Source organism: Streptomyces virginiae, from assembly GCF_000720455.1.
Taxonomy (GTDB): Bacteria; Actinomycetota; Actinomycetes; order Streptomycetales; family Streptomycetaceae; genus Streptomyces; species Streptomyces virginiae.
In genome coordinates this window covers 18,696-45,318 of record NZ_JOAK01000025.1, presented here as the reverse complement: position 1 = coordinate 45,318, position 26,623 = coordinate 18,696, and the positions used below count along the sequence as shown (strand labels likewise).

The 26,623-nt window shown below is 73.2% G+C and carries 22 protein-coding genes; 10 read left to right on the top strand and 12 right to left on the bottom strand.

Annotation, left to right across the window (positions count from 1 at the left end; translation table 11 throughout):
* Positions 1-149 precede the first annotated feature (149 nt).
* The 4 genes from IG86_RS0129270 to IG86_RS0129255 all read right to left on the bottom strand — a co-directional run bounded on the left by IG86_RS0129270 (position 150) and on the right by IG86_RS0129255 (position 5,440).
* Positions 150-2,444, bottom strand: a complete 2,295-nt coding sequence (locus IG86_RS0129270) for a S9 family peptidase (RefSeq protein ID WP_107056299.1) — start codon at positions 2,442-2,444, stop codon at positions 150-152.
* A gap of 43 nt (positions 2,445-2,487) precedes the next feature.
* A complete protein-coding gene (locus IG86_RS0129265; protein ID WP_030824985.1) occupies positions 2,488-4,269 on the bottom strand; it encodes an N-acetylglutaminylglutamine amidotransferase in 1,782 nt (593 codons plus the stop codon).
* Positions 4,270-4,575: 306 nt separating this feature from the next.
* Positions 4,576-4,773: a hypothetical protein gene (locus IG86_RS0129260; protein ID WP_030824983.1), complete on the bottom strand. Its 198-nt coding sequence runs from the start codon at positions 4,771-4,773 to the stop codon at positions 4,576-4,578.
* A gap of 124 nt (positions 4,774-4,897) precedes the next feature.
* A complete protein-coding gene (locus IG86_RS0129255) occupies positions 4,898-5,440 on the bottom strand; it encodes a cysteine hydrolase family protein (protein ID WP_030824981.1) in 543 nt (180 codons plus the stop codon).
* Positions 5,441-5,639: 199 nt separating this feature from the next.
* Here IG86_RS0129255 and IG86_RS0129250 point away from each other — a divergent pair, with 199 nt between their 5' ends.
* Both IG86_RS0129250 and dhaK read left to right on the top strand, forming a co-directional pair.
* Positions 5,640-6,899: a PP2C family protein-serine/threonine phosphatase gene (locus IG86_RS0129250; RefSeq protein WP_234316091.1), complete on the top strand. Its 1,260-nt coding sequence runs from the start codon at positions 5,640-5,642 to the stop codon at positions 6,897-6,899.
* A gap of 59 nt (positions 6,900-6,958) precedes the next feature.
* Complete coding sequence (gene dhaK, locus IG86_RS0129245; protein WP_030824977.1) at positions 6,959-7,963, top strand: dihydroxyacetone kinase subunit DhaK; 1,005 nt, start codon at positions 6,959-6,961, stop codon at positions 7,961-7,963.
* An 11-nt stretch (positions 7,964-7,974) separates the two neighbouring features.
* On the opposite strand, the gene IG86_RS0129240 is transcribed toward dhaK, so the two are convergent.
* The 5 genes from IG86_RS0129240 to IG86_RS0129220 all read right to left on the bottom strand — a co-directional run bounded on the left by IG86_RS0129240 (position 7,975) and on the right by IG86_RS0129220 (position 13,390).
* Positions 7,975-8,547, bottom strand: coding sequence for a DUF2231 domain-containing protein (locus IG86_RS0129240; protein ID WP_051785491.1), 573 nt, complete (start codon positions 8,545-8,547; stop codon positions 7,975-7,977).
* An 88-nt stretch (positions 8,548-8,635) separates the two neighbouring features.
* Complete coding sequence (locus IG86_RS0129235) at positions 8,636-9,661, bottom strand: phytase (protein WP_030824972.1); 1,026 nt, start codon at positions 9,659-9,661, stop codon at positions 8,636-8,638.
* 110 nt (positions 9,662-9,771) lie between these two features.
* On the bottom strand, positions 9,772-12,117 hold the full coding sequence (locus IG86_RS0129230; protein WP_030824969.1) for an ABC transporter permease: 2,346 nt from the start codon (positions 12,115-12,117) through the stop codon (positions 9,772-9,774).
* Between the two features lie 2 nt (positions 12,118-12,119).
* The gene (locus IG86_RS0129225) at positions 12,120-12,887 is read right to left on the bottom strand and encodes an ABC transporter ATP-binding protein (RefSeq protein WP_030824966.1); all 768 of its coding nucleotides are present in this window, start codon (positions 12,885-12,887) and stop codon (positions 12,120-12,122) included.
* Positions 12,884-13,390 carry a PadR family transcriptional regulator gene (locus tag IG86_RS0129220; protein ID WP_030824964.1) on the bottom strand — a complete coding sequence of 169 codons (507 nt, stop codon included), beginning with the start codon at positions 13,388-13,390 and terminating at the stop codon, positions 12,884-12,886. The genes IG86_RS0129225 and IG86_RS0129220 overlap by 4 nt, the downstream gene beginning before the upstream one ends.
* 168 nt (positions 13,391-13,558) lie before the next feature.
* On the opposite strand from IG86_RS0129220, the gene IG86_RS0129215 reads away from it, so the two are divergent.
* The 5 genes from IG86_RS0129215 to IG86_RS0129195 all read left to right on the top strand — a co-directional run bounded on the left by IG86_RS0129215 (position 13,559) and on the right by IG86_RS0129195 (position 20,470).
* Positions 13,559-14,833 carry an ABC transporter substrate-binding protein gene (locus IG86_RS0129215; RefSeq protein WP_030900839.1) on the top strand — a complete coding sequence of 425 codons (1,275 nt, stop codon included), beginning with the start codon at positions 13,559-13,561 and terminating at the stop codon, positions 14,831-14,833.
* A gap of 211 nt (positions 14,834-15,044) precedes the next feature.
* Entirely contained in the window at positions 15,045-16,757 is a 1,713-nt protein-coding gene (locus IG86_RS0129210; RefSeq protein WP_078848307.1) for a glycoside hydrolase family 13 protein, read from the top strand.
* Positions 16,758-16,804: 47 nt separating this feature from the next.
* Positions 16,805-18,136 carry an ABC transporter substrate-binding protein gene (locus IG86_RS0129205; protein ID WP_030824955.1) on the top strand — a complete coding sequence of 444 codons (1,332 nt, stop codon included), beginning with the start codon at positions 16,805-16,807 and terminating at the stop codon, positions 18,134-18,136.
* A gap of 10 nt (positions 18,137-18,146) precedes the next feature.
* Positions 18,147-19,505 carry an ABC transporter permease gene (locus tag IG86_RS0129200; protein ID WP_030900837.1) on the top strand — a complete coding sequence of 453 codons (1,359 nt, stop codon included), beginning with the start codon at positions 18,147-18,149 and terminating at the stop codon, positions 19,503-19,505.
* Complete coding sequence (locus IG86_RS0129195) at positions 19,502-20,470, top strand: carbohydrate ABC transporter permease (RefSeq protein WP_078848306.1); 969 nt, start codon at positions 19,502-19,504, stop codon at positions 20,468-20,470. The genes IG86_RS0129200 and IG86_RS0129195 overlap by 4 nt, the downstream gene beginning before the upstream one ends.
* Positions 20,471-20,549: 79 nt before the next feature.
* Here IG86_RS0129195 and IG86_RS0129190 read toward each other — a convergent pair whose 3' ends face one another.
* Entirely contained in the window at positions 20,550-21,965 is a 1,416-nt protein-coding gene (locus tag IG86_RS0129190; protein ID WP_030900835.1) for an amidase, read from the bottom strand.
* Positions 21,966-22,244: 279 nt separating this feature from the next.
* Here IG86_RS0129190 and IG86_RS0129185 point away from each other — a divergent pair, with 279 nt between their 5' ends.
* The 3 genes from IG86_RS0129185 to IG86_RS0129175 all read left to right on the top strand — a co-directional run bounded on the left by IG86_RS0129185 (position 22,245) and on the right by IG86_RS0129175 (position 24,747).
* Complete coding sequence (locus tag IG86_RS0129185) at positions 22,245-23,294, top strand: terpene synthase family protein (protein ID WP_030900833.1); 1,050 nt, start codon at positions 22,245-22,247, stop codon at positions 23,292-23,294.
* 98 nt (positions 23,295-23,392) lie between these two features.
* A complete protein-coding gene (locus IG86_RS0129180) occupies positions 23,393-24,016 on the top strand; it encodes a histidine phosphatase family protein (RefSeq protein WP_030824941.1) in 624 nt (207 codons plus the stop codon).
* Positions 24,017-24,321: 305 nt separating this feature from the next.
* Positions 24,322-24,747 (top strand): subtilase-type protease inhibitor, encoded by a 426-nt coding sequence (locus IG86_RS0129175; protein ID WP_030900830.1) that lies wholly within the window; start codon positions 24,322-24,324, stop codon positions 24,745-24,747.
* Positions 24,748-24,782: 35 nt separating this feature from the next.
* On the opposite strand, the gene IG86_RS0129170 is transcribed toward IG86_RS0129175, so the two are convergent.
* On the bottom strand, positions 24,783-25,766 hold the full coding sequence (locus IG86_RS0129170) for a DUF4344 domain-containing metallopeptidase (RefSeq protein ID WP_078906076.1): 984 nt from the start codon (positions 25,764-25,766) through the stop codon (positions 24,783-24,785).
* A 103-nt stretch (positions 25,767-25,869) separates the two neighbouring features.
* Positions 25,870-26,607, bottom strand: coding sequence for an SAM-dependent methyltransferase (locus IG86_RS43745; protein WP_167751174.1), 738 nt, complete (start codon positions 26,605-26,607; stop codon positions 25,870-25,872).
* Positions 26,608-26,623: the final 16 nt, after the last annotated feature.

The following is a 26,623-nucleotide window of genomic DNA, read 5'->3' as shown; positions in this document are numbered from 1 at the left end:
GGGACAACGGACTGGGGAGGTGCCACGGTGGTTCCCGACGGCCGGGGGTTTTCGGTTGCCCGGCACCTGCCCGGTGTCCGTCCCCTTGTCCCGCCGTCCCGGTGGACGCCGCTCCGCCGCCGGACGGCGGTGTCGGCCGTCGTGAGCGGTCAGGGGGGCGGGGTGGGGGCCAGGTGCCGTTCCAGCCAGTCCGCGGCCGCACGCCGGTAGAGCCTTCTGTTGTCCGCCCGCAGGAACTCGTGGCCCTCGTTGCGCAGCGTCAACTGCCGTGCCGGCACGCCGCGTTCCCGGGCCGCGCGGACGAACTGCTCCGATTCCGTCGGCGGCACGTTGGTGTCGTGTTCGCCGTGGACGGCCAGTACCGGGGCGCGCAGTTGGTCGACGCGGCTCATCGGGGACAGGGCGCGCAGCAGTTCCCGGTCGTGTTCGGGGTGGCCGTACTTGGCGGTGGCGGACTGGGCGATCCACGGTTCCGTGCCGGCGAAGAACGTGGCGAAGTCCGACATCCCGCAGACGGCGACGCCGGCGCGGAAGAGGTCGGGATGCCACACGAGGGAGGCCATGGTGAGGTAGCCGCCGTAACTGCGGCCCATCACGCCCAGGCGCACGGGGTCGGCGTAGCCGAGCGCGACCACGTGCGCGGCGCAGTCGGCGACGTCGTCGATCGCGGCGAACCGGCCGGCGCCTAGGTCGGCGTCCACGAAGGACCGCCCCCAGCCCGACGAGCCGCGGACGTCGGGGGCGAAGACGTCCAGGCCCCTGCCGAGGAGCTCGTGGTAGAGGGGGCTGAACACCGGCCGTTCCTGTTCCTCGGGGCCGCCGTGGAGGTGGATGACGCACGGCGCGGGCCGACCGGGATCCCGGCCGGGCGCCCGGTAGTACCAGCCTCCCAGCGTCAGCCCGTCCCGCGCGCGGCAGCGCAGGGGCACCGGGCGTACGGGGGGCCGCCCGGGCGGCGCCGCGTCCTCGTCCCGGGCCGACCAGCCGGCGCGCGCGGGTACGAGGCCCTGGTCCAGTTCCCAGATGCCGGGCCTGCGCCGGGAGCCCGCCAGCGCGGCGAACAGGCCGCCGCGTTCCAGGGGCGCGATGCGGGTCACGACTTCGTGCGGCAGGACCGGCCGGTGCCGCGGTCCGACGCCGCCGTCCTCGTCCGCGAGGGGGAGGCCGACGCTCTCCAGCTCGGTCGCCCCGTGCACGTTCCAGGCGAGGAGGGCCCATCGGCCGTGGTCGGGCACGCTCAGCAGGTCGAGGGCGGACCTCTCGCGTTCGGCCGCCATGGACACGGTCCGGGCCGCGCCCTCCTCGTCGAGCCGGACCTTCAGGAGCGCCGCGAACTCGCGGTCCGTGTCGCTGCGCAGCCACACGGTGCGCGCGTCGGCGGAGAACCGCCCGATCCAGGGGTCCCCGTCGGCGACGTGCAGGGAGAAGGTGGTGCGGCCGGAGGCGGTGTCGAGGACGAGGGCCTCGCGCCGGCCCCGTGGGCCGCGGCGGACGAGCGCGAAGCGGCCGTCCGGGCTGGTGTCGCACACGCGCAGCGACGCCGCCCCCTCCTCGCCGTACAGCAGGACGGGCGCGTGGGCGCCGTCCGGGTCGAGCAGGTAGGCGGCCAGCCCGCCGCTGCGGACCGGGCCGATGTCGGGGACCGGGCCCTGGTTCGGGACCGGGCCGAGGTTCGGCATGGCGCCCAGGTTCGGCACCGGGCCCAGGTTCGGGACGTTGCCGGGGTCTTGGACCGGCCGGCCGGCCGCCGCCTGCACCGGTGCGGCCGGGTCCTGCGCGGAGGCCCGGTTCGCCGCCCCGGCTCCGAGCAGGGTCGCCGGGCCGCCGCGCTCGGGCCAGGCCGCGCCGGGCGCCTTGGCGCCGGGCGCGGCCGGCGCACCGTCGGCGTCCGCCGGCAGGTGTCCCGCCCCGGTGTGCTCCGAGCCCGACGCCGAGGGCTGGGCGACCGTGACGGCCAGCGCGGTGCCGTCGCGGGTCCAGCACCCGAGGTGGGCCGAACTCCCCGGCTCGGCGCCGGCGAGCACCTGCCGTCCGGTTCCGTCCGGGCGCACCACCAGGACGCGGGTGTGCTCGCCGCCGCCCGGTGCCGAGGTGTAGGCGATCCAGCGCCCGTCGGGGGACCAGGAGACCTCGGTGACCGGATCGGGGTCGCCGTCCAGCACATGGGCCCCGTCCCCCCGGGCGGGGCCGCTCCACAGCTGGGGGACGCCGGACCGGTCGCAGATGAACGCGACGTGTTCACCGGTGGGGTTCGCCGACGGGTACCAGCACCCGTGGGCGGTGAGCAGGGTCGGCGGGTCGGCGCCCTGGTGGTCGGGCATCCGCACCGGCACGGGCGCCGGCGCGGGCGGCGGCGCGTCGCGGTCCGCGCCGGCCGGGGCCGCCGCGGTCCCGCCCGCCGTGCCGAGTACGTGATCCACGAGGTTCGTCTGCTCCAGGGGCATGGCCACCTCTCCCAGGCTTCCGCTTCCGGAAGGTTCCCACCACTCAGTCGATGCCGTGCGCCTGGAGCCAGATCTCCAGCGTCGCCACCTGCCACAGGGTGTTCGCCCCGCGCCGGGCCCGGTGGCGGTTGGGCGCCGCGAGCAGCTCGGCCACGATGCGCTCGTCGAAGATGGCGCGCCGGCGCGCTTCCGGGGCCGTCAGGGCGTCGCGTACCCGCGACAGGACGGGCTGGGCCATGTTCCGTACCGCGGGGACGGGGAAGTAGCCCTTCGGGCGGTCGACGACCTCGCGGGGCAGCACCGTGCGTCCGATCTCCTTGAGCACGGCCTTGCCGCCCTGTGCGAGCTTCAGCCGCGGCGGACAGGCGGCCGCCAGCTCGACGAGGTCCTGGTCGAGGAACGGCACCCTGGCTTCCAGTCCCCAGGCCATCGTCATGTTGTCGACCCGCTTGACCGGGTCGTCCGGCATGAGGGCGTGGACGTCCATGCGCAGGGCGGCGTCGAGGGCGGTATCGGCGCCGGGGGTCGCCATGTGGCGCCGGACGAAGTCCATCGAGGCGTCGTGACCGACGGCGAGGTCGGGGTGGATCATGGCGTTGAGGTCGGTGTGCGTCCGGTCGAAGTAGGCGCGGGCGTAGGCGTCGTCCGCACCGGTACGGGCGGCCGAGGCGATCTGCGGGTACCAGTGGTAGCCGGCGAACACCTCGTCGGCGCCCTGGCCGCACAGTACGACCTTGACCTCTTTGGAGACCTGTTCGGACAGCATGTGGAAAGCCACGGCGTCATGGCTGACCATCGGCTCGCTCATGGCGCCGATCGCGTCCTCCAGCGCGGCCGGAAGGCGGTCGGAGGGGATCATGAGCTGGTGGTGGTCGGTCGAGAACCGGTGCGCGATCAGGTCCGAGTACCGGAACTCGTCGCCGGTCTCCCCGTTCTCCTCCTCGAAGCCCATCGCGAAGGTCGGGATGTCCTCGTACCCGTCCTCGGCGAGCATCTGCACCAGCAGGCTGGAGTCCAGACCGCCGGACAGCAGCACCCCGACGGGGACGTCGGCGACCGTGCGCCTCCTGACCGCGGTGCGCAGCGCGTCGTGCACGGCCTCGCGCCAGAGCACCGGGTCGTCGCCGATGTCGGAGTGCCTGGTGTACGAGGGCTGCCAGTAGCAGTGGTCCTCGCGGGTGCCGTCTGGCTCGATGACCCGGACGGTGGCGGGCGGGAGCTTGCGTACGCCGGCCAGCACCGTGCGGGGTGCCACCACCGTGCCGTGCCAGCTCAGGTACTGGTGGAGGGCGACCGGGTCGAGGGAGGTGTCCACTCCCCCGCCCGCCAGCAGCGCCGGCAGGGAGGAGGCGAAGCGGAGGCGGTCGCAGTCCTCGGTGACGTACAGGGGCTTGATGCCCAGCCGGTCACGTCCCAGCACGACCCGGCCCGTGTGGTGCTCGACGACGGCGAAGGCGAACATGCCGACGAAGAAGTCGACGCACTCCCGGCCCCACTCCGCGTACGCCTTGACGACGACCTCGGTGTCGGAGTCCGAGAAGAAGCGGTACCCGAGCCTTTCGAGGCGGGCGCGCAGCTCGCGGTGGTTGTAGATGCAGCCGTTGAAGACCGCGGTGAGGCCGAGCTGTGCGTCGACCATGGGCTGGGCGCCGCGTTCGGACAGGTCGATGATGCGCAGCCGCCGGTGTCCCAGGGCCACCGCCTCCTGGGACCAGGCGCCTCTGCCGTCGGGCCCCCTCGGCTCCAGTACGTCGGTCATGCGTTCGACGGCGGCCAGGTCGGGGCGCCTCCCGTCGAAACGCACCTCTCCGCTCAGGCCGCACACGGGGCACCTCCCCACACCTCGGCGTCTCGGGACACCCGGGAGACCCCGCTCTTCACAGAGGACCAGGTCGCGTACACCATGCGTCTGCACTCCTGTGCCGGTTCGGCCGACACGTGCGAGCCGGTCCGAACGGGCGATCGACATGTCCGGCGCCTGCCCGCAGAACAGCTTCGGTAAGCGGACGCTCTCCCTGCTCGGTGCCGGGGCGGCGCCGTCAGGGGCGGCCGGGCCGGGGCGAGGGCCGGGCTCCAGTTTCCCGCAGGAACGGGGTCGGCGCAGGAGTTGCGAGTCGTCGTGGCCGTGTGCTCAGCCCGTGCCGCCGCCCGTGGCGGGCCTCCGCCGGGGCGCAGTTCCCGGCCGGGAGGCCCCGTCGTCCGGCTCGACACCTTCCAGCAGGCCGAACATCTGGTCGAGTACGCGCTGGAAGTCGCTCCACGGAGTCACCCGGTCCTCACCGTCGGCGTACGTGTCCGCAGGGCTTGCGCCCGCTCGTTTCGAGGCCATGATCCACCTCTTGGGCTCTCGTTGGCCGGCTCGCACCGATCCGGTCCGTTCGGTTCGTCTCGCGCGCGTCACGCGTGCCCGGGGCGTCTTCCCCGGTGCCGCAGGTTCATGCGGGGCGGCCCGGTCAGCCGTCGAACTCGACGTCTTCGACCGCGCAGACGTCGGCGGCCATGTTGCGGCTCATCATCCGCAGGGCCGCCGCGGCCAGGTCGGGGTCGATGTGTGCCACCGCGTCGTCCGCCACGACGACGTCGAAGTGCCGGATGTGGGCGTCCAGCGCCGAATACAGCACGCATTGCTCGGTCACCTGTCCGCACAGGACCAGGCGCTCCGCCCGGAGCTGGCCGAGCAGGTAGGCGAGCGGCGTCTCGAAGAAGATCGAGTGGCGGGCTTTGACCACGAAGAGCGAGTTCTCGTCGGGGGCGATCGGCTCGACCAGGTCCTTGTGGCGACCGGCGAGGGCGGCGCCCAGGATCTCGCCGTGGTGGGAGCGCCATTCGCCGAAGTTGTCGTTCACGTAGACGACGGGCGACTCGCTGGCGCGGGCGTTCTCGAGGAGTGAGGTGATGCCCGGCAGCGCCTCGCGGACCGACGCGACGAGGGCCTCGGCGTCCTCGTGCTCGTAGGTGTTGAGCATGTCGATCACGATGAGTGCCGTACGGGGCATCGGAGCCGCCACCTCTCGTCTCGTCCTCCGGCCGGTCTCCTCCCGGTCTCATCCTGTTCCGGGACCGGCGGCGACGCGACTGCGGCGGGTGACCGTCGTGTCGGCCGGGGCGACGCGCGGCTTGTTGTTCAAGATGGCCGCATGGAATCCCGGCACCGGACGAGAGGCATTCGATGGTCTGCGACGGTGTAGGGCGCCCGTGGTGAGCGACGGGGGCGCCGAGGAGCTGGGGCCGGTGCTCGCGTGGGTGCTCGACCGCTCCCACCAGGCGTCGGCCCTGGACGTCGCGGAACTGATCGACGAGGCCGCCCGCCGGCTGGGCATCGGATCGGCGCGGCTGTTCCTCGCCGACATCCAGCAGCTTCGGCTCAACCCGCTCCCGCGGCCCGGCGACCGGGGCCCGGACGCGCCGGCGAGTGCCGACATCGACGGTTCCCTGGCCGGCCTGGCCTACCGGACCCAGCGGGTGCAGCAGAACAGGGACGGGGACACCAGCTGGTTCCCCATGACCGACGGCGTCGAACGGATCGGCGTCATGCAGGTTTCCGGCCCCGGCACGGGCCGGACGGAGGCGGGCCGGGCGCTGGCGAGCCTGGCGACGTTGCTGGTGGTGTCCCAGTCCTCCCACGACGACCTCCTCGTCCGGCACCAGCGGACGAGCCCGATGAGCCTGCAGGCCGAACTGCTGTGGGCGTTCCTGCCACCGCGGACCATCGGCACCACCCGGGCCACCTCGGCCGCCATGCTGGAACCGGCCTACGACATCGGCGGAGACGCCTTCGACCACACCTTCGTCGACGGCACCCTGCACCTGACCATGCTGGACGCGATGGGCCACGACCTGGCCTCCGGAGGCGCGAGCGCCGCCGCCGTCGCCGCCTGCCGCGCCACGCGCCGTTCCGGCTCCGCCCTCCCGAGCATCGCCACCACCATCGACCGCACCCTGGCCCGGTGGATCCCCGACCGGCTCATGACCGGCGTCATCGCCGAACTCGACACCCACAGCGGTGACTTCCACTGGATCAACTGCGGCCACCCGCCACCGCTGCTCATCCGCGACGGCCGGGTCCTGCCCCGGGCCCTGGAGCGCGACGCCGAACTCCCCCTCGGCCTCGGGTTCCACGACCCGGAGCCTCCCGCCCGGCACCACGTACGCCTCCAGCCCGGCGACCGGGTGGTGATCCACAGCGACGGCGTGACCGAGGCCCGCTCCCCCGACGGCGACCTCTTCGGCGAGGACCGGCTGACCGACACCGTGATCCGCTCCCTCGCCTCGGGGCACAACGCCCCGGAATCCCTGCGCCGGCTCGTCCAGAACCTCCTCGCCCACCAGGAACACCGCCTGCGCGACGACGCCACCATCCTCCTGGCCGAATGGCACCCCGCCCCCGGACCCGGCCGCGACGGACCGGCACGTCGTTGGTGCGCCCCCAGGACGGCTCCTTTACCGTCGAAGTGAGCGGTGCGCGGTCGGCATGCCCTCGGACAGTCACCTGTGAGCCCACTGGGAGATGCGCCATGAAGATGCTGATCAACAGTCCTGAGACCGTGGTCGCCGATGCCCTGCGCGGGCTGGCCGCCGCACATCCGGACCTGGACGTGGACCCGGAGGCCCGGGTCGTCGTACGCAAGGGCGCGAACGAGGGCGGGCGGGTCGGCCTGGTGTCCGGCGGCGGCTCCGGGCACGAGCCCCTGCACGGCGGCTTCGTCGGCCCCGGGATGCTGTCGGCCGCCTGTCCGGGCGAGGTGTTCACCTCACCCGTGCCCGACCAGGTCCTGCGGGCCGCCAAGGCGGTGGACTCCGGCCAGGGGGTGCTGTTCATCGTCAAGAACTACACCGGGGACGTGCTGAACTTCGACATGGCCGCCGAACTCGCCGAGGAGGACGGCATCCGCGTCCAGCGCGTGCTGGTCGACGACGACGTGGCCGTCACCGACAGCCTCTACACGGCCGGCCGGCGCGGCACCGGGGCCACCCTGTTCGTGGAGAAGATCGCCGGGGCCGCAGCCGAGGAGGGCGCTCCGCTGGAGCAGGTCGCCGCGGTGGCCGAGCGGGTCAACAAGGCCTCCCGCAGTTTCGGCGTGGCGCTGAGCGCCTGCACCACCCCCGCCAAGGGCAGCCCCACCTTCGACCTGCCGGACGGCGAGCTCGAACTGGGCATCGGAATCCACGGCGAACCCGGTCGGGAGCGCCGCCCGATGATGTCGGCCCGGGAGATCGCGGAGTTCGCGGTGGGCGCCGTGCTGGACGACCTGGCGAACGTGGCCCCGGCCGACGGGCCGGTCCTGGCCCTGGTGAACGGCATGGGCGCGACGCCGCTGCTGGAGCTGTACGGGTTCCACGCGGAGGTGGCGCGGGTGCTCGCGGACCGCGGCGTACCGGTGGCGCGGACCCTCGTGGGGAACTACGTCACGTCCCTGGACATGGCGGGGTGCTCGGTGACGCTGTGCCGGGCCGACGACGAACTCCTGCGGCTGTGGGACGCGCCGGTGCAGACCCCGGCACTTCGCTGGGGCCGCTGACCGGACGCCCCTCAGGTGGCGGGATGGGCTCCGACGGCCTGTCGGTAGGCGACGTGGCCGCCCAGTGCGCCGGTGACGGCCACCGCCGCCAGCCCGGCCCACGACCACAGCCTGCCCTTCGCCGGGCGGCCGCCCAGGCGCGCCGCCAGGGAGATCGCGTAGCAGCTGACGGCCGCGGCGTTGGAGGCGGCGTGGGCGAGGCCGACCCGGGCCTGTTCGGGCGGCAGGTCGGCCCAGTCCGCCCAGCCGGCGATCGCGGCCGGGGCCACACCCGCGAGGCCGACGGCCGTCAGGGTCGTGGCCGCACGCCGCTGGCCGGGGACGGCGTCGAGCACCGCGGCGGAGAGCCAGCACCCGATGGGTACCTGGACGAGGACGGGATGGAGGGGATGGCCCAGGGGCCTGCCCCTGAGCAGGTCCCTCACCTCGCCCAGGGGGAGCGAGCGGATCCCCCGCTGGAGTACGCGGATCGCCGGGTCGGCCAGGGTGGTCCGTTCGAGGCGGTCCAGGGCCGTCAGCCACCACCCGGAGGCGGCGTTCAGGGCGGGGACTGCCTTCGTGGGGTCGAGGATTTCGGTGTTCATGGATGGCGCCTACCCGGCTTCGGGTCCGCGCCCCACGTTGGTGTCGCCCGAATGGGGCGCCGGCAGGACCGCCGGCGCCCGGGGGCCGTCACCCGAACCGTGCGGTGATGCGCTGGAGCGGCACGAACTTGAAGTTCTGGTTGCCGCTGGTGCCCGGCGCTCCGTTGGAGCCGTCCTGGCAGATGAAGACGCCCTGCGGGAAGGCCGGACCGAGGTCGGCGGCGGTGGCGTCGATGCCGTCGGTGTCCTCGCAGTCGTCGGCCGCCGTGCCGCCCGAGACGGCGAAGCGGCCGAGGTAGGCGCGCGTCGAGCGGTCGTAGACGGTGAAGTCGTTGCTGCCCTGCGAGGAGACGTAGATCCGGTTGCCGGCGGCGGTGATGCCCTCGGTGTCGGCGGTGATGTGACCGCCGGAGCCGGTGGAGTCGAGAGTGGTGCGGCCGGTGCCGGCGGTGGGCTCGGCTCCGTACACCCAGACGCCGACGTCCTCCTCGCCGAGGTAGAGCTTGCCGGTGGTCTCGTCGGCGTAGCACCCCTCGACGGCGGAGCCGGCGTCCCACAGGCGGACGGAGGTCGCCGTCACCGCGTCGCCGTCGACGGCGAGCTCCCACTGCTCGACGCGGCCGGAGGTGGAGTTGGGAAAGGCGTACAGCTTGCCCGAGGCGGGCGAGGTGTAGAGGCAGATGCCGTGCGCGGTGACCTCGGTGGGTATGTCGCGCAGTCGCTTGAGCTGCCGGGTCGTGGGGTCGATGCGGTAGACGTGCATGGCGCCGTCGCCGCCGGCGGCCTCGTCGTCGGCGGAGACCACGATGTTGCCGCGCAGGTCGACGTTGTTGCCGTAGTCGCCGGTGATGCGCTGGATGCGGGCGCCGGTCATGTCGTAGACCTCCAGCGCGCCCTTCTTGTCCGTGGCGACGACCACCGATTTCGCGGGGTCGGTCGGGTGGACCCAGATGGCGGGGTCGTCGGCGGCGTCGCCGCTGTGCGAGACCGGGGCGGTCTCCACGGTGGCGGTGACGGAGGTCGCCGCCGCGTGGGCGGGAGCGGCCGGCAATGCCAGTGCGGCCAGGACGGCGGCGGGCAGGGCCGCCCTGCGGACGGTGATGGCGAAGGACACCGGGTTCCCCTCGGTCGGTTGAAGGACAGGAGGAGGGTAGGGAGGCCCGGCGAGCGCCGCGTGAACGGCAGTTGAACCGGCGGGCGAGCTCCCGCCGGGGGCTCCGGCGGTCAGAGGGTCTCGCTGAGCGAGTCCGCCAGCCGCCGTCGTGCCGTCCGGGTCGCCGGCAGTGCGGCGGCCGCGACCGCTCCCAGTACCGCGCCCACGATCACCGTCAACAGCACCGGCAGCGGGGGCGGTTGGGCGATTCCCGCGCCGATTCCGCTCGACGCGCCCTGGGTGTCCACCAGCCAGCTGCCGGACAGGACGCCCACCGTCGTCCCGACCAGTGCGGACACGAGCGCGGTCAGGCCGGCGGCCGTCACGATCATCGCCCCGATCTGGCGGGGCGTCAGCCCGATGGCCTTCAGCGCGAGCAGGTCCCGGCCCCGGTCGCGTACGCCCGTGCCGATGAGCGTCAGCAGTTCGATCAGCCCGATGAGCGCCAGCACGGCGATCAGGGCGCCGATGACCCCGCGCGCCGGTTCCAGCCGGTCGGCCGGGTTGGGCGTCTCGCGGATCTCCAGTGTCGCGCCGGCCGCCGTGGCGAGGGCGCCGCTCACGGCCCGGGGGTCGGCTCCCTTACGCAGTTCCAGGGCGTGGAAGGCGGGCCGCAGCCGCGGGTCGCGCTCGCGCAGTGCGTCGAGGGTCGTGGTGATCACCCGGCCGCCGGATTCGGGCTCGATGGTGCGGCCGACGAGGTGCAGGATCTGCGGGCGTCCGCCGACGGTCATCCGTACCCAGTCGCCGACCCGTACGCCGAGGAGGTCCAGCAGCCCCTGGCCGGCCACGGCCTCGTCGGGGCCGGCGACCGCGCGCCCCTCCACCACCGCCGAGGGGTACGGCTGCCGGGCCGTGCCCAGGCCGCGCAGGGTGATGGTGCCGGTCTGTCCGGGGACGAGCGCCGCCATCTCCGCGCCCGGATGGACGGCGGCGACGTCCGGGACCGTCGCGAGGGTCTCCTCCAGCTCCGCGTCCGAAGGCCCGGCGGGCTGCTCGGACCGTACGGTCAGTGCCGCGGCCAGCCCCACCTGCGCGGGGCTGCTGCGGAACTGGTCCAGCGTCGACCAGGCCACGAGGGCGACCGTGATGAGCACCAGCGGCAGCGCGAGCCTGGCCACCGGTACGAGCGTCCGTCCCCGCCGGGGGAACGCCGCGCGCCACCCCAGGACGAGGGCGGGCGGCACCCGCATGCCGAGCGCACGCTTGCCGAGGGCGGTCATCGGCGCGGCCGACGGCAGCGCCGCCCGTGCCACCGGCACCGGCGGCACCCGTCCGGCCCGCCAGGCCGACAGCCCGGTGGAGGCTGCGATCAGCAGCACCGCGCCGCCGGGGATGCCGATCATCAGGGCGGTGTGTCCGGGCAGGTCCTGCCAGACGGCTGCGGCCTCTCCGATCCGGCCGGGTATCCGGGCGCCGAGCAGGGCGATCGCCGTCGTGCCGAGGGCCACGCCGAGAAGCGCGAAGGCCAGGTGCTGTACGAGGAAGCCGCGGGTGACCTGGCCGGGGGTGAAGCCGATCGCCTTGAGGACGGCGATGTCCCGCAGCTGGCCCCGGACGCGGGCGCCGACCGCCCCGGACGCGGCCAGGGCCGCGGCGAGCAGGGCGCCGACGCCGAAGACGGCGAAGACCGTGCCCAGGAGCCGGTCGTCGCCGCCCGCCTCGGCGCGGGCCTGCTGCCACTTGGTGACCTCGGCGACCCGGTCGGCGCCGAGTACGGTGACCGCGCGCTGGACGATGAAGTCGGTGTCGTCGGGGTCCTCCAGGCGCAGCCCGACGCTCTGCCCGGTGTCCGCCCGGGCGATCTCGTCGAGCGTGGCGGGGAGCACCCAGCCGATGCCGGCCGCGCCGCCCGGCTGGTAGCGGGGTTCGGCGGCGTCGGCCGTCCCGCTCACGCGCAGCAGGTGCGGGGCGCCGTCCGGTCCGGTGACGCGTACGGTGTCGCCCGGCTCCGCCCAGAGGGCCCGCGCGACGGAGGTCTCCAGCACGACGGAGCCGGTGGCCGGGCCGGTGCCGGTGTCGCCGGGGTCCGGGCGGGCGAGCCAGCTGCCCGCGGCGACGAGCGGCCGTCCGGTCTGCGGGGGCTCCACGTCTGCGGCGCGGAGCGTCACCCCGGCCCTGGCGCCGCGGGACTCGACCGTGGTCGCGGCCGTGCGGTAGGGCCCGGACAGCGCCGCGACGCCGTCCACCGCGGCCAGGGCCTTCGCGTCCGTGTCCGCCCCGGCGCGGGTGTGCAGCCAGATGTGCGCGCCCTGGGACTGGTTGAAGACCCGCTGCCAGGGGTTGGCGGCGTAGCCGAACAGCGCGCCGGCCAGCAGGAGCGAGGCGATCACGCCGGCGCTGGCGAGGACGACGAAGAGGGCTTCGCCGCGGTGTGCGCGGAAGTCGGCCTGCGCCCAGCGCAGAGTGGCCCGCACGGTCACTCCTTCAGTTCGAGTACGCCGGAGACGCCGCCGGCCGGGCCCGGGCGGCCGCCGCCGAGCTGTGCGTCGTCGGCTATTCGGCCGTCGAAGAAGCTGATGACGCGGTCGGCGGCGCTGGCCATCCGTGCGTCGTGGGTGACCATGATGATCGTCTGGCCGCGCTGGTGGAACCGCGTGAGCAGCCTCAGCACCTCACGGGTGCCCTTGCTGTCGAGGCTGCCGGCCGGTTCGTCGGCGAGCAGCAGTGCGGGGTGGTTGACCAGGGCCCGGGCGAGGGCGACCCGCTGCTGTTCGCCGCCGGACAGCTCTCCGGGCATGGAGCGTTCGCGGCCTTCGAGGCCGAGTTCGGCGAGCAGTTCGGCGCGGGAGTCGCGGGCGGCCTTCGGTGAGGCGCCGGCGAGCAGGGCGGGCAGTTCGACGTTGTCGGCGACGGTGAGGTTGGAGACGAGGTTGAAGAACTGGAAGACGACGCCGATGCTGCGGCGCCTGAGGACTGCCCAGCGGGCCTCGCGGTACGCGTCGACGCGCTCGCCGTCGAGCCAGAGCTTGCCGTCGTCGGGCCGCTGGAGGCCGCCGATGAGGTGCAGCAGGGTGGACTTGCCGGCGCCCGACGGCCCGGTGACCGCGACGAACTCGCCCGGCTGGACGGAGAGGTCCACGCCGCGGACCGCGGGCACCGGGGTGCCTTCGCCGTGGTGCGTCTTGGTCAGGCCCTCGGCGCGGACGATGGGCACGACAGGAGCGGCGGTGGCGTCGTCGCTCATTCCAGCTCCTCCTGACAGCGTTCCAGCCAGTCGAGGTCGGCCTGCAGGTGCAGCATGGCGCCCTCGATCAGCAGTTGGGAGATCTTGTTGTCGCGGTCCTCGGCCGCGGCCAGCTTCGACAGGTCCCGCATGGTGTTGAGGTACTGGCGCCGCTGCTTGTTGATCAGGGCGATCGGATCGGCCAGACCCGACTGCGGTGCGAGCGCCAGTTTCATGAAGAACTCGTCCCGTACCCGGGGTTCCTCGGCGGTGTCCTCGAACCAGGCCAGTACGGCCTCGCGCCCGGCGGCCGTGAGCTTGTACGTGCGCTTGTTGGGCCGGCCCGACTGTTCGACGTCCTCGCCCTCGATCAGGCCGCTCTTCTCCAGCCGGCCGAGGGTGACATAGATCTGGCCGACGTTCGGCTGAGGGTACGCGGCGCCCAGGAGCTTCTCAAGGTCCTGCTTGAGCTCGTAACCGTGCGCAGGGCTACGGGTGAGGAGCGCAAGGAGCGCCAGCCGCACTCGCCCCCCTCCTTCCCGCTGCGTAGTCAACTGTTCACTGGCACCCGGCCGGATGTCACCTGCGTCCGGTCCGTCTGCCTGGACGTCTAGTATCGCCCATGCCTAACGGGTATATATATGCCCACGATGGGACGGCGACGCAGCCGGATCGTGCACTGGGAGGAATCTATGCGGTGGATGCATGCCGCGGGTAGAGCTCTCCTGGTGGTGGCGGTCGTCCTGGCCGGGTACGCCGGCCTCGGTGTCCGCCCCGAGGCGGGTACGGCCTCCGATGCCCGCGGCCCGCTGACGCTCGTCACGGCGGGCGACCTGACCGACTACCTCGGCCCCCTGCTCGACGACTGGAACCGGAGCCGTCCCGACGAGCGGGTCACTCTCGTCGAGCTGCCCGACTCGGCCGACGAGACCCGGGCCCAGATGATCAGCGAGCTGCGCTCGGGCCGTGACCGGTTCGACGTGCTGAACATCGACGTCGCCTGGACGTCCGAGTTCGCGGCCGCCGGATGGATCTCCCCGCTCGAACGGGACCGGTTCCCCCTGGACGCCTTCCTGCGGCCGGTCGTGGACACCGCGACCTTCGACGGCAGGCTGTACGCGGTCCCGTACGTCACGAACGCAGGCCTGCTCTACTACCGCAAGGACGTCCTGGAGCAGGCGGGCGAGCAGCCCCCGCGGACCTGGTCCGAACTGGCCCGCCAGGCTCGCACGATCGCCCCGCGGTACGGGCTGGACGGCTACGCCGGCCAGTTCCTCCCGTACGAGGGGCTGACCGTCAACGTCACGGAGGCCGTGCACTCCGCGGGCGGTTCGATCCTTCGCGACGACGGCGCCCGCGTCACCGTGGACTCCGACGGGGCGCGCGCCGGGCTGCGGTTCCTCGCGGACGGGGTGCGGGAGGGCTGGATCTCCCGTGACGCGCTCGGCTACAAGGAGGAGGAGTCCCGCAAGGCGTTCCAGGACGGCCGGCTGCTGTTCCTGCGGAACTGGCCCTATGTGTACGCGGACGCGAGCGCGCCGGGGTCGAAGGTCGCGGGCAGGTTCGGCGCGGTGCCCCTGCCCGGCGCCGACGGGCCGGGCACCAGTGTGCTGGGCGGCTCCAACCTGGCCGTCAGCAGCCACGCGCGGCATCCGGCGTCGGCGGCCGATCTGATCTCCTACCTCACCAGTGAACGGGTGCAGCGGCGGGTCCTCACCGAGGGCTCGCTGCCACCGGTGCGCGCCGCGCTGTACGAGGATCCCGAGCTGGTCCGCGCCTACCCGTACCTGCCGACCCTGCGCGAGAGCGTGCTGTCGGCGGTGCCGCGGCCCAAGAGTCCGCGCTACGACCAGGTGAGTCTCGCCGTGCAGGCCGTGGGGCAGGACGTGATGGCGTTGCGCCAGACGCCGGACGAGGCGGTGGCGCGGTTGACGCGCGAGCTCGGGGCCATTTCCCGCACGGACTGATCGCACTCCTGCACCTCCCCGAGGGCTCCTACTTACATGTTAAGTAGGAGCCCTCTTTCGTGCACCTGGTCATTCGGGGACAAAACACCCCAGCTTTCGCCTGTTTCTGGACACATCGTTGACACCTTCCAGTCGCCGCTACTTAACATGCATGCATAACAGCGCACCTGATCCAGGGCGCTCTCGCATTCAGCAGACAGGTCGACGCGAGATGCTCAGCACCCTTCCGGCCGGTACCGGTCACCCCTCCCGCAGCGCCGCCCCCTCCGCCCCCTGGTGGCGCGACGCGGTGATCTACCAGGTCTACGTCCGCAGCTTCCTCGACAGCACCGGGGACGGCGTCGGCGACCTCGCCGGCGTCCGCGCAGGCCTCCCCTACCTGCGCAAGCTCGGCGTCGACGGCATCTGGCTCAGCCCCTTCTACCCGTCGCCGCAGCACGACCACGGCTACGACGTCGCCGACTACTGCGGCGTCGACCCGGTCTACGGCGACCTCGCCGAATTCGACCGGCTGGTGTCCGACGCCCACCGGCTCGGGCTCAAGCTGCTGCTCGACATCGTCCCCAACCACTGCTCCAGCGAGCACCCGTGGTTCCGCGAAGCGCTCGCCGCGGCCCCGGGCAGCGCCCCGCGCTCGCGCTTCCACTTCGCACCGGGCCGCGGCCCGGACGGCGCGGAGCCGCCGAACAACTGGCACGCCATGTTCGGCGGCCCGGCCTGGAGCCGGACCACCGGGCCCGACGGCACCCCCGGCGACTGGTACCTGCACCTCTTCACCCCCGAACAGCCCGACCTGAACTGGCGCGACCCCGTCGTGGGCGACGACTTCGAGCGGGTGCTGCGCTTCTGGCTGGACCGGGGCGTCGACGGTTTCCGCATCGACGTGGCCGCCGGGCTGTTCAAGCACCCCGAGCTGCCCGACTCGGACGACCCCGGGGCGGACGAGCGGGCCCGCGACGCCGTCAACCAGCTGGCCTGGAACCAGCCCGAGGTGCACGGCGTGTGGCGCCGCTGGCGCGCGGTCTGCGAGGAGTACACCGCCCGGGACGGGCACGAGCGGCTGCTGGTCGGCGAGGTGTCCGTGCCCACCGCGCGCGAGCACGCCGAGTACGTCCGCCCCGACGAACTGCACCAGGCGTTCTTCTTCGACCTGCTCAGCGCGCCCTGGGACGCCGACGCCTTCCGCACGACGATCACCGAGGCGATACGCGACATCGCCGGCACCGGCTCCACCGTCACCTGGGTCCTCAACAACCACGACCAGGTCCGCACGGTCACCCGTTACGCGGGCGAACCGGGGGTCGAGGGCAGCGGACTGGGAGCGGCCCGCGCCCGCGCCGCGGCCCTCCTGATGCTCGCCCTGCCCGGCGCCGCCTACGTGTACCAGGGCGAGGAACTCGGCCTCCCCGAGGTCCTCGACCTGCCCGACGAGGTCCTCACCGACCCGATCTTCCGCCGTACCGGCAGCCGCAAGCACGTGCGGGACGGCTGCCGCGTGCCCCTGCCCTGGTCCGGGCACGCCTCCCCGTTCGGCTTCAGCCAGGAGACGGCCGGCGTCAAGCCGTGGCTGCCGCAGCCCGAGTGGTTCGCCGAGCACGCCACCGACCGCGCCCTGGCCGACACCCGCTCCTTCTGGCACCTCTACCGCGACGGCCTCCAGCTGCGGCGCACCCTGCCGCAGCTCGGCGACGGCACCCTGCGCTGGCTGGACGCGCCCGCGCAGGTACTGGCCATCGCCCGCGGCGACGGCCTGATCTGCGCGGTGAACTTCGGCACCGAGCCGGTGCCCGCCCCGGTCCCCGGTACTCCGCTGCTCGCCAGCGGGCCCTGTCCCGACGGGGTGCTGCCCGCGGCGACCGCGGCCTGGTGGGCGGGCGAGTACCCGGCCCCGGGCCCGGCGGCCCCGCAGCCCGTGACCCCGTAGCAGCCCCTCCCCCCCCCCAGCCCCGGACTTCCCCGAAAGGACTCCTCATGCGACGACCGAGCAAGACGACCCGCCGTAGCGCCGCCACCGCGACGGCCGCCCTCGCCCTCGCCCTCGGCACCACCGCCTGCGGCGGCACCACCGGACCCGCGAGCGGCGGCGAACTCAGCGGCCAGACCGTCACCGTCGCCGGCGTCTGGACCGGCGCCGAACAGCAGAGCTTCAAGAAGGTCCTCGACGCCTTCACCCAGAAGACCGGCGCCCAGACCGTCTTCGTCCCCTCCGGCGACAACGTCTCCACCTTCGTCGGAAGCAAGATCGAAGGCGGCAACGCACCCGACGTGGTGATGGTGCCCCAAGTGGGCGTGCTCCAGCAGTTCGCGAAGAAGGGCTGGCTGCAGCCCCTGTCCGACCAGACCGCCCAGACGGCCGGGTCCACCCTCGCCCCGGTGTGGAAGAACTACGGCACCGTCGACGGCCAGTACTACGGCCTCTACTTCAAGGCCGCCCACAAGTCGACCGTCTGGTACGCCCCCGAGGCCTTCACCCAGGCCGGCGTCGGCGAGCCCAAGAGCTACAGCGACATGCTGAAGGCCGGCCGCACCCTCGCGGACTCCGGCCGCCCGGCCTTCGCCATAGCCGGCGAGGACGGCTGGACCCTCACCGACTGGTTCGAGAACGTCTACCTCTCCCAGGCCGGACCGGAGAAGTACGACCAGCTCGCCCAGCACCAGCTGAAGTGGACCGACGAGAGCGTCGTGCGGGCGCTGACCACCCTCGGGGAACTGTTCAAGGACAAGCAGCTCGTCGCCGGCGGCGCCCAGGCCGCGCTGGGGACCGACTTCCCCTCCTCGGTCGCGCAGGTCTTCGGCCCCGAGCCCAAGGCGGGCATGGTCTACGAGGGCGACTTCGTCGGCGGCGTCGCCAAGGGCCAGTTCGGCAAGAAGCTCGGACAGGACGCCAAGTTCTTCCCCTTCCCCTCGGTCGACGGCGGCAGGGCGCCGGTGGTCAGCGGCGGTGACGCGGCGGTCGTCCTCAAGGACGGCAAGAACGGCAAGGCCGGCATGAAACTGGTCGAGTTCCTGGCGAGCTCCGAGGCGGCCGAGGTCTGGGCCGGCGCGGGCGGCTTCCTGTCCCCGAACAACGAGGTCGACTTCGCCAAGTACAGCGACGACACCACGCGCAGCACCGCCAACTCGCTGATCGCTGCGGGCAATTCGATCCGCTTCGACATGTCGGACCAGGCCCCGGCCGCGTTCGGCGGCACCAAGGGCGCGGGCGAGTGGAAGCTCCTCCAGGACTTCCTGCGCGACCCCTCGGACCCGCAGGGCACCGCCGCGAAGCTCGAGGCCGAGGCCGCCAAGGCCTACGGGAACTGAGGCGACCGACATGGCTGACACCGTGACCGCCCACCCGTCGACCGGCCGCCCCGCGGCCGACGGGCGGCGCCGGGCCCAGCGCAGGAAGCGCCGCCTCGCGGTCGTCTTCGTCCTGCCGGCCCTGCTGCTGCTCGGCGCGCTGGTCGTCTACCCCGTCCTCTTCTCCTTCGGCCGCAGCCTCTTCGACGCGGACGGCGACCGGTTCGTCGGAGCCGCGAACTACGCGGCGATCGTGCAGGACCCGGCCACCCTCAAGGCGATCCGCAACAGCGCCATCTGGGTCGTCGTCGCCCCGACCCTGCTCACCGGGCTCGGGCTGCTGCTCGCCGTGCTCACCGAGAAGGTGCGCTGGGCGACCGCGTTCAAGCTGGTCCTCTTCCTGCCGATGGCCGTGTCCTTCCTCGCCGCGGGCATCATCTTCCGGCTCGCCTACGAGCAGGACCCGGACCGGGGCGTGCTCAACGCCGCCGTCGTCGGTGTCCACGACGGCTTCGACGACGCCGCCGCGTACCCCACGGCCCGCGCCCGGGAGGGCCACGGCCTGACGGGCGCGGCGGGCGGCCCCTACAGCACCGCGTCGACCGTACGGCCCGGGGGCTCGCTCAGCCTCGGGTTCATCGGGGTCGCCCCCGATGCCATGCCGGCCGGCGCGAAGGCCGCCGCTGCGGATGCGGCTGCCGACGCTCCCGGCACGGACGCGATCGGGGGCGTCGTCTACCTCGACTTCGCCCCCGGCGGCGCGGGCACGCCGGGCCGGGTCGACCCCGGCGAGAAGGGGCTACCCGGCATGACGGTCGAGGCCGTACGGGACGGCCGGGTCACCGCGACCGCCACCACGGCCGACGACGGCACCTTCCGCTTCACCGGCCTCGACGACGGCGCGTACACCGTCCGGCTGCCCGCGGCCAACTTCGAAGCCCCCTACCAGGGTGTGAACTGGCTCGGACCGGCACTGGTGACGCCGGCCATCATCGGCGCCTACCTGTGGGTCTGGACCGGCTTCTCGATGGTCCTGATCGGCGCCGGCCTCGCGGCCATCCCGCGCGACGCGCTGGAGGCGGCGCGCATGGACGGCGCCACCGAGGGCCAGATCTTCCGCAAGATCACCGTGCCGCTGCTCGCACCGGTGCTCACCGTCGTCTTCGTGACCCTGGTGATCAACGTGATGAAGGTCTTCGACCTCGTCTGGATCATCGCGCCCGGGCCGGTCCAGGAAGAGGCGAACGTACTGGCCACCCGCATGTGGCTGGTGTCCTTCGGCGGCGGCAACGACCAGGGGCTCGGCAGCGCGCTCAGCATGGTGCTCCTGCTGCTCGTCGTCCCGGCGATGATCTTCAACGTCCGGCGTTTCCGAAGGAGTGGAGCATGAGCGGCCACAGCACCGTCGAGCGGCACGGCCCGTCGCCGTCCCCGGCGTCCCCACCGGCGCTCCCGGCGTCGCCCTCCCCGGCGCCTTCCGCGTCCGCGCCCTCCTCCGCGCCCGGTCGGCGCCGCGGCGGCCGGCTCTCGCGCCTCCTGGGCAGCTCCGTCGTCCAGGGCGTCCTGATCCTGGTCGCCCTCGTATGGATCACGCCGCTGGCGGGCCTGCTGCTGTCCTCCCTGCGCTCCGAGCAGGACAACGCCACCGACGGCTGGTGGACCGCGCTCACCGACCCGTCGCAGCTGTCCCTGGACAACTACAGCGCACTGCTGCGGGATTCGGGCATCGGGGCGGCCTTCTGGAACACCGTCCTGATCTCCGTGCCGACCACCGTCCTGGTGGTCGTCATCGCGGCGCTCGCCGGATACGCCTTCGCATGGCTGGAGTTCCCCGGCAGGGACGCCGTGTTCCTCGTGGTCGTCGGACTCCTCGTGGTGCCCGTACAGATCGGGCTGCTCCCCGTGGCCAAACTCTTCGGCGCGGTGGGCCTGTTCGGGACGGTCGCGGGTGTCGTCCTCTTCCACGTCGCCTACGGCCTGCCGTTCGCGATCTTCCTGTTGCGCAACTACTTCGCCGAGATCCCGCGCGAGATGCTGGAGGCCGCCCGGATGGACGGCGGCAGCGAATGGCGGATCTTCTCCCGGCTCGTACTGCCGCTCGGCCGCCCGGCCATCGCGAGCCTGGCCATCTTCCAGTTCCTGTGGGTCTGGAACGACATGCTCGTGGCGCTGCTCTTCGCGGACAACGGCTCGCAGCCGCTCACGGTCGCCCTGCAGTCCCAGATGCGGCAGTTCGGCAGCAACATCGGCGTCCTCGCACCCGGGGCGTTCCTGTCACTGGTGGTCCCGCTGGTCGTCTTCTTCGCCTTCCAGCGGCACTTCGTCCAGGGCGTGATGGCGGGCTCGGTCAAGTAGCCACCGGGACACGCGCCGTACACCACCTCCGCACGAGTACACGTACTCGTGCGGAGGCGTCCGCACGCCCGCCCCGCCGTCACGCGGCCGGCAGCGGCGGGCGGCGCTCCGCCCACGGCCGCAACTCCTCCAGCTGCGCCGCGACCCGCAGCACCGACACCTCGTCGTCGCGGCGGCCCACCAGCTGCACGGCGAGCGGCAGCCCGTCCGTGCCGAAGCCGGCGGGCACGGACGCCGCCGGGTGGCCGGTGACGTTCCACAGCGCGGTGTAGGCGACCATCGGGCGCGAGCGCGCCAGCGCCGTCAGCAGGCCGGCGCCGTCCAGCGCGCCCACCCTGCGCGGGCGGGCGGCGATGACCGGGGTCAGCAGCAGGTCCATGGAGGTGAACATCCGGTCGGCGCGGTCCGCCAGCCGCTCCCCCGCCCGGATCCCGCGTTCCACGGCGGACTCGGGGACCAGGCGGGCGAGCGCGAGAGTGCTCCGGGTGCGGGGCTCCAGCAGGTCGGGACGTTCGACGGCGGCGGCCTCCGCGCGTACCCCGCCGCAGAACTGCGCCGCGAACGGGGCCGTCGCGTCCGGGTAGCGGGGGTTGACCTCGCGTACGTCGTGGCCCAGTTCACGCAGTGCCCGTACGGTCTCCAGCAGGGCTGCGACGTGCTCGGGATGCGGGCGGACCCCGGGCACGGCGGGCTTTGCGGAGTAGCCGATGCGCAGTCGGCCGGGCGGGGTCTCCAGTACCCGCACCCAGCCGGTGGTGACGGGGCGGGCGCTCCAGCGGTCGGCGGGGGTGGTGCCGGCCAGGACGTCGTAGAGCAGGGCGGCGTCGCGGACGGTGCGGGTCAGCGGTCCCACGGTGCCGAGGGCGTACCAGAGGTGGGGGTTCGGGGCGGTGGAGACGCGGCCGCGCTGCGGTTTGAGGCCGAACAGCCCGCAGCAGGCGGCCGGGATGCGGATGGACCCGCCGCCGTCGCCGCCGAGCGCCGCCCCGACCAGGCCGGCCGCGACGGCGGCGGCGCTGCCGCCGCTGGAGCCGCCGGGGGTGCGGGTGGTGTCCCACGGGTTGTGGGCGGTGCCGTGGGTGGCGGACTCGGTGAAGGGCCACTGGCCGAACTCGGGCATCGTCGTCTTGCCGATGACGACGGCTCCGGCGGCGCGCAGGCGGCGTACGGCCTCGGAATCGGCGGCGACGGGGGTGTGGTTGGCTGCGCCGCCGAAGGTGGTGACCTGACCGGCGACGTCGAGCTCGTCCTTCACGGCGATGGGCACGCCGTGGAGCGGGCCGTACGTCTGTTCCGCGGCCGCGTCCCGGGCGTCGGCCTCGGCGAGGGCCTCTTCGGCGAGGACGACCCGGAAGGCGCCGAGTGCGGGGTCGAACCGGGAGATGCGGCGCAGCGCGGCCTCGACGAGGGCGCGGGAGGTGACCTTGCCGGTGCGCACCAGTTCGGCCTGCCGCTCGACTCCCTGGAACATCAACTCCGCGTCGTCCCTGTCCATGCCCACCCCTTCGCCCCTACCTGTCGGTAATCCGGGCAAGGCTGTCGCCCCTCCGCCCGCGCGTCAAGCGCGCGCCGGCACTTTCGGCCTCGCCACGCCCCGTGCGGCGCGGGTTCACGGACCCGGCGGGGCGGCTCGCGGGGTGGTGCGGGTGGCGCATCGGGGTGAAGTGGGCTGGCGGGAGCGGTGCGGGGGAATGCTCCGACCTGCTCGGGCGGTGCGGGCCGCCGGGCGGCCGGCCCGCGCGGGCCGGGACCCGGCACCCGTGAGGAGGTGGTCATGTCCGCTCCGTCGCCGATCGCGCCGCCCCGGCCCCGGCTGTTCTGTCCGCTGCCCGGGGCGATCCACCCCGACCACCGTCAGGTCGAGGACGGCACCCGGAGGTGGGCCCGCGGGGCCGGACTCGACGGTCTGCCCGGCCACGAGGCGCTGCTGGGCCACCGGATGGGCGAGCTGGCCGCCCGGGTGCTGCCCGGGGCGGGCCGCGAGGCGGTCCAGCTCCTGGGCGATCTGGTGTTGTGGCTCTTCCACGTGGACGACGACTGCGAGGACGGCCCGCTGAGCGCACGGCCCGCCGGGCTCGCCGACCGCCTGAACCGGCTGCTGTACGCCGCCGAGCACCCCGGCGCGGAGCTGCTGCCGCCGGACCCGGTCGCCGATGCGGTGCGCGACCTGCGCCGGCGGACGGACGCGTCGTTCGGCCCGCAGGCCGGCGCCGCCTGGCTGGACGGCCTGCGGGTCTACTTCCTGTCCCTGCTGTGGGAGGCCGGGCAGCGCACGGCGCCGGAGTACCCGGGGATCGAGAGTTACGCGCTGATGCGGCTGCGTTCGGGGGCGGTTGACGTCTTCCTGCCGTTCCTCGAACACGCCCACGGCATCTTCCTCACCCCGGCCGAACGGCACGACCCGCGCCTGGCCGCCCTGAGGGAGATGGCCGCGTTCCTCATCGGCTGGGCCAACGACCTGCTGTCGTACCGCAAGGAGAGCAGCCGCCCGGGCCGCCGCCTGGACGTCGTCACCCTGTTGCGCCGCGACGGGGCGGGCCTCTGCGAGGCGGTGGCCGCGGCCGTCGGCCAGTACGACCGGGTGATGTGCCGCTTCCTCGAACTCGGGGCGCGGGCCGCGGCGACGGCGCCGGCCCTCGGCCGGTACGGGGCGGCCCTGCACCGGTTCGTACGGGGCTTCGGGGAGTGGGAGCTCACCTCGCCCCGCTACGGGTACCGGCTCGGCCCCCACCTGCTGGCACGGGCCTTCGCCGACCGCCCGGCCCCGGAGGCGGCCCGCCCGCTGGGCATCCCCGCCCTCCAGTGGTGGTGGGACGCACCGTGACGCGCTCGTGCGGCGGTTTCGGGGTCTGTGTGGAACCGGTCCGTGCGGGTCGGCGTCTCTTGGTGAGTCCACAAGATCGACTTCGCCGGAGGATGCCCATGCCCGGTACGGCCGCCCGCTACCTGTACCTCACCCGCCACGGCGAAGCGTCGTCCGACGAGAGCGAACTGACGGATGCCGGCCGGCGCCAGGCGGCCCTGCTCGGGCAGCGGCTCCGGGGCGTTCCGCTGACGGCCATCCACCACGGGCCGCTCGCCCGGGCCGAGCAGACCGCCCGGCTGATCGGTGAACAGCTGGACGGCGTTCCCCTCCACCGCTGCGAAGCCGCCGGCGACTTCGTCCCCTGTCTGCCGTCACGTGAGGAACTGCCGCCGGAGGCGGCCGACGCCTGGACCGGGTTCCTGGACCAGTTCACCGCCGAGGAACGGGAGCAGGGCCCCGGGCTCGCGGCGGCGGCGCTGGCGGCCTTCACCGGGCCCGTCGACGGGGACGCGCCGCGCCACGAGCTCGTCGTGACCCACAACTTCCTCCTCGGGTGGCTCGTCCGGGCAGCGTTCGCCGCGCCGGAGTGGCGCTGGCTGGGCATCAACCACGCCAACGCGGCCCTGACCGTCATCCGCTACACCCCCGACCGCCCGCCGGCCGTCCTCGTTTTCAACGACACCGGCCACCTCCCGGCCGAACTCCGCTGGACCGGCTTCCCGCAGGAACTCCACGTCTGAGATCCGGGGAAACCGCCTTCATCACGTCACCCTGCCCGGCAATTCGGCGGACCGCGCACCGCCGTCACCAGGGAGGGAGGGATCGCGGCGCGCGCCGAACCCCGCCCGGTGAGCCGTGCGGGGGCCCGGGACGTGCCCCGCCAGCTGCGCGAACACCCGCCGTGCATCCGGTATTCGAATGATCTGTCCGTAAATCGACCGCCCATTGGCGGCCCTCCTTGGGACCTGCCAGGCTCGTCTTCAGTTGAGCGTCAGATCACAGGCATCTAACCGCAATCAACCTTGAATCGAAGGCGAAACCTGTCATGCGTCACAACATCATCGCGGTATCCGCCCTCAGTCTCCTCTGTCTTGCAGGCAGCACCGGTCTCGCGGAGGCTCAACCCGCCAGTGCGCACGGCCCGTCCGCGATGGTCTTCACCATCGCCCAGGGGTCGGGCGCGCCCACGGACACCGTCCTGCGCGCGTCGACCCTCAGCTGCGCCTACACCGCCGAGGGCACCCACCCCGACCCGAGGGCCGCGTGCGACGCCCTCAACGCCACCGACGGGGAACTCAACCGCGTGCTGGCGGCACCGAACCCGTCGCGGGCCTGCCCGATGTACTTCGACCCCGTCACGGTCACGGCGGACGGCGTACTGCAGGGCAGGCGCGTGGCCTGGAAGCACACCTTCTCCAACCCGTGCGTGATGTCCACGACCCTGAACGACAACCCGGTGTACGCGTTCTGACGCCGCGCGGCCGACCGGCCCCTGTCGCGTTGCGCTCATTGCGACTTGCGCAAGTCGTCGAGCTTCTCGGCGAAGGCCTTCGTCTCGGCGATCAGCCTGTCGTGCGCGTCCGCCCGGCTCTTGTCGCCCTCGGCCTTGAACGCCTCGGTGAAGTGCGGCTGGAGTTGGGTCCACCAGCCGTGGTCGAGCATCGCCCAGGCCTGCGGGCACAGCGGGGCACGGGACTTCGGCAGGTAGCCGGCGTCGACCAGCGGGCCGTCGAACCTCTTGGGGTCGCTTCCCTCCAGGTAGCACAGGAAGTTGAAGACCCGCTGCTGGGTGACGGGGTGGTCGCTGGCGAACCCCTCCATGGTGAGCCGCCCCTGCCTGCGCGCGACCTCGTCGAAGAGGATGGCGGCGGCCGTCGACGGGTCCGGTCCGACTTCGTTGACGGTGTAGAAGGACGCGAACCCGTCGGCGGCGTCCTCCTCGAGTCCGAGGTTCGCCAGCATGAGCTGGCGCTGGAGGGCGTGGCCCATCTCGTGGCCGAAGATGAACTGGGTGGAGAGCACGGTCAGGTCCCGCGCGTTGTACTTGTCCTCGGGGAACAGGGCGGGACGTTTGACGGTCTTGACCACCTCGTCGAGGGACTGCTCGATCTCCGTCAGGAACGACGGCGGGATGAAGATCGTCCGTCCGTCGGGTTGGGTGACGGCGTCCGACACTCCCGGGGGGACCTTGTCGGTCACCTTGACGACCAGGTCGTGCGGGAGGGCGATCGACCCGTTCACCCAGTCCGCGGTCTGCTCCAGGATCCGGGATTTCCGGATCGCGTCGACGGCCGGCCGGTCCTCGGGCTTGATCGCGTCGTCCTCGTAGACGATCGTGACCTTGCCCTTCGGGTCGGGTGTCCCGTCGACGGAGGCCGCGGCGCCGGCACCCGTAGCGGTACTGGCGACCCCCGTGAGGCTCGCAGCGAGCAGCGTGCCCGCGAGGACGGCCCTCGCGGTGCTCCTGCGCCCGCCACCCCTGCTGAGCATGCCGGTCGGCTCCTTCCCGGAGCGGAGCGGCACGCGGATCCCCTCCGCGTGCCCTCTCTCCACCATGGCCCATTTCCACCCGTTCGGCGAGGGTGGGCAGTGATCAGTCCGAGGTTCGGCGCAGGACCAGGCTGAGGAACCCGAAGCTGTCCCGGTACCCGTGCAGCCATTGCGAACGCTGGGCGTCGGCCGTCTCCAGCACCTGTGCGGCGGCCGGGTCGGCGGGGTGGTCGAGTGCCCATGCGGCCAGCGAGCCCCAGCAGGCCCACTCGTAGTCGTCCAGCTCACGGCGGGTGCTGACATGGCCGTGGACGGGGGTCCAGCCGTCGGCGACCACGCGGTCCACCGTGGTCGCCAGGTCGTCCAGGTCACCGAACATCTCGACGGCCTCAGGCGAGGGCGTGCGGTCCCAGAACGACTCGCCGATCAGGACGCGGCCGCCGGGAGCCAGGTGCCTGCGGGCTGCCGCGAGGGTGGGGAGGAGACCGCCGAAGGCATGCGTGGCACCGATACTGATCACCAGGTCGAACGGCTGCGCGGAGACGAAGTCCGCGGCCTTCTGGTGGTGGAGGACCAGCCGGTCTTCCACTCCCAGCCGGGTCGCCGTGCGGCGGGCCTGCGCCAGGGCGACCTCGGACACGTCGACGCCCTCGGCGTGCAGGTCCGGGCGCGACGCCAGGGCGCGCAGCAGCCACTCCGCCGTGCCGCAGCCGAGGTCGAGCACGCGCTCGTCGCCGTGCGGGAGGCTCCGTTCGAGAAGCCCCCTGACCGAGTCGTCGTCGAGCGGGGACTTGATCGGGTGGTCGGCGTGGGCGATGCCGGAGATCTGTTCGCGGCTCATCGGCGGTACGGCGTCG

What these genes read in the sequence shown, in the direction of transcription:
- IG86_RS0129185 (WP_030900833.1), top strand. Translation starts at nt 22,245, where the DNA reads ATGTCCGCTCCGTCGCCGATCGCGCCGCCCCGGCCCCGGCTGTTCTGT.
- IG86_RS0129205 (WP_030824955.1), top strand. Translation starts at nt 16,805, where the DNA reads ATGCGACGACCGAGCAAGACGACCCGCCGTAGCGCCGCCACCGCGACG.
- IG86_RS0129260 (WP_030824983.1), bottom strand. Translation starts at nt 4,773, where the DNA reads ATGGCCTCGAAACGAGCGGGCGCAAGCCCTGCGGACACGTACGCCGAC.
- IG86_RS0129180 (WP_030824941.1), top strand. Translation starts at nt 23,393, where the DNA reads ATGCCCGGTACGGCCGCCCGCTACCTGTACCTCACCCGCCACGGCGAA.
- IG86_RS0129240 (WP_051785491.1), bottom strand. Translation starts at nt 8,547, where the DNA reads ATGAACACCGAAATCCTCGACCCCACGAAGGCAGTCCCCGCCCTGAAC.
- IG86_RS0129170 (WP_078906076.1), bottom strand. Translation starts at nt 25,766, where the DNA reads ATGCTCAGCAGGGGTGGCGGGCGCAGGAGCACCGCGAGGGCCGTCCTC.
- IG86_RS0129200 (WP_030900837.1), top strand. Translation starts at nt 18,147, where the DNA reads ATGGCTGACACCGTGACCGCCCACCCGTCGACCGGCCGCCCCGCGGCC.
- dhaK (WP_030824977.1), top strand. Translation starts at nt 6,959, where the DNA reads ATGAAGATGCTGATCAACAGTCCTGAGACCGTGGTCGCCGATGCCCTG.
- IG86_RS0129190 (WP_030900835.1), bottom strand. Translation starts at nt 21,965, where the DNA reads ATGGACAGGGACGACGCGGAGTTGATGTTCCAGGGAGTCGAGCGGCAG.
- IG86_RS0129225 (WP_030824966.1), bottom strand. Translation starts at nt 12,887, where the DNA reads ATGAGCGACGACGCCACCGCCGCTCCTGTCGTGCCCATCGTCCGCGCC.
- IG86_RS0129175 (WP_030900830.1), top strand. Translation starts at nt 24,322, where the DNA reads ATGCGTCACAACATCATCGCGGTATCCGCCCTCAGTCTCCTCTGTCTT.
- IG86_RS0129255 (WP_030824981.1), bottom strand. Translation starts at nt 5,440, where the DNA reads ATGCCCCGTACGGCACTCATCGTGATCGACATGCTCAACACCTACGAG.
- IG86_RS0129270 (WP_107056299.1), bottom strand. Translation starts at nt 2,444, where the DNA reads ATGCCCCTGGAGCAGACGAACCTCGTGGATCACGTACTCGGCACGGCG.
- IG86_RS43745 (WP_167751174.1), bottom strand. Translation starts at nt 26,607, where the DNA reads ATGAGCCGCGAACAGATCTCCGGCATCGCCCACGCCGACCACCCGATC.
- IG86_RS0129210 (WP_078848307.1), top strand. Translation starts at nt 15,045, where the DNA reads ATGCTCAGCACCCTTCCGGCCGGTACCGGTCACCCCTCCCGCAGCGCC.
- IG86_RS0129215 (WP_030900839.1), top strand. Translation starts at nt 13,559, where the DNA reads ATGCGGTGGATGCATGCCGCGGGTAGAGCTCTCCTGGTGGTGGCGGTC.
- IG86_RS0129195 (WP_078848306.1), top strand. Translation starts at nt 19,502, where the DNA reads ATGAGCGGCCACAGCACCGTCGAGCGGCACGGCCCGTCGCCGTCCCCG.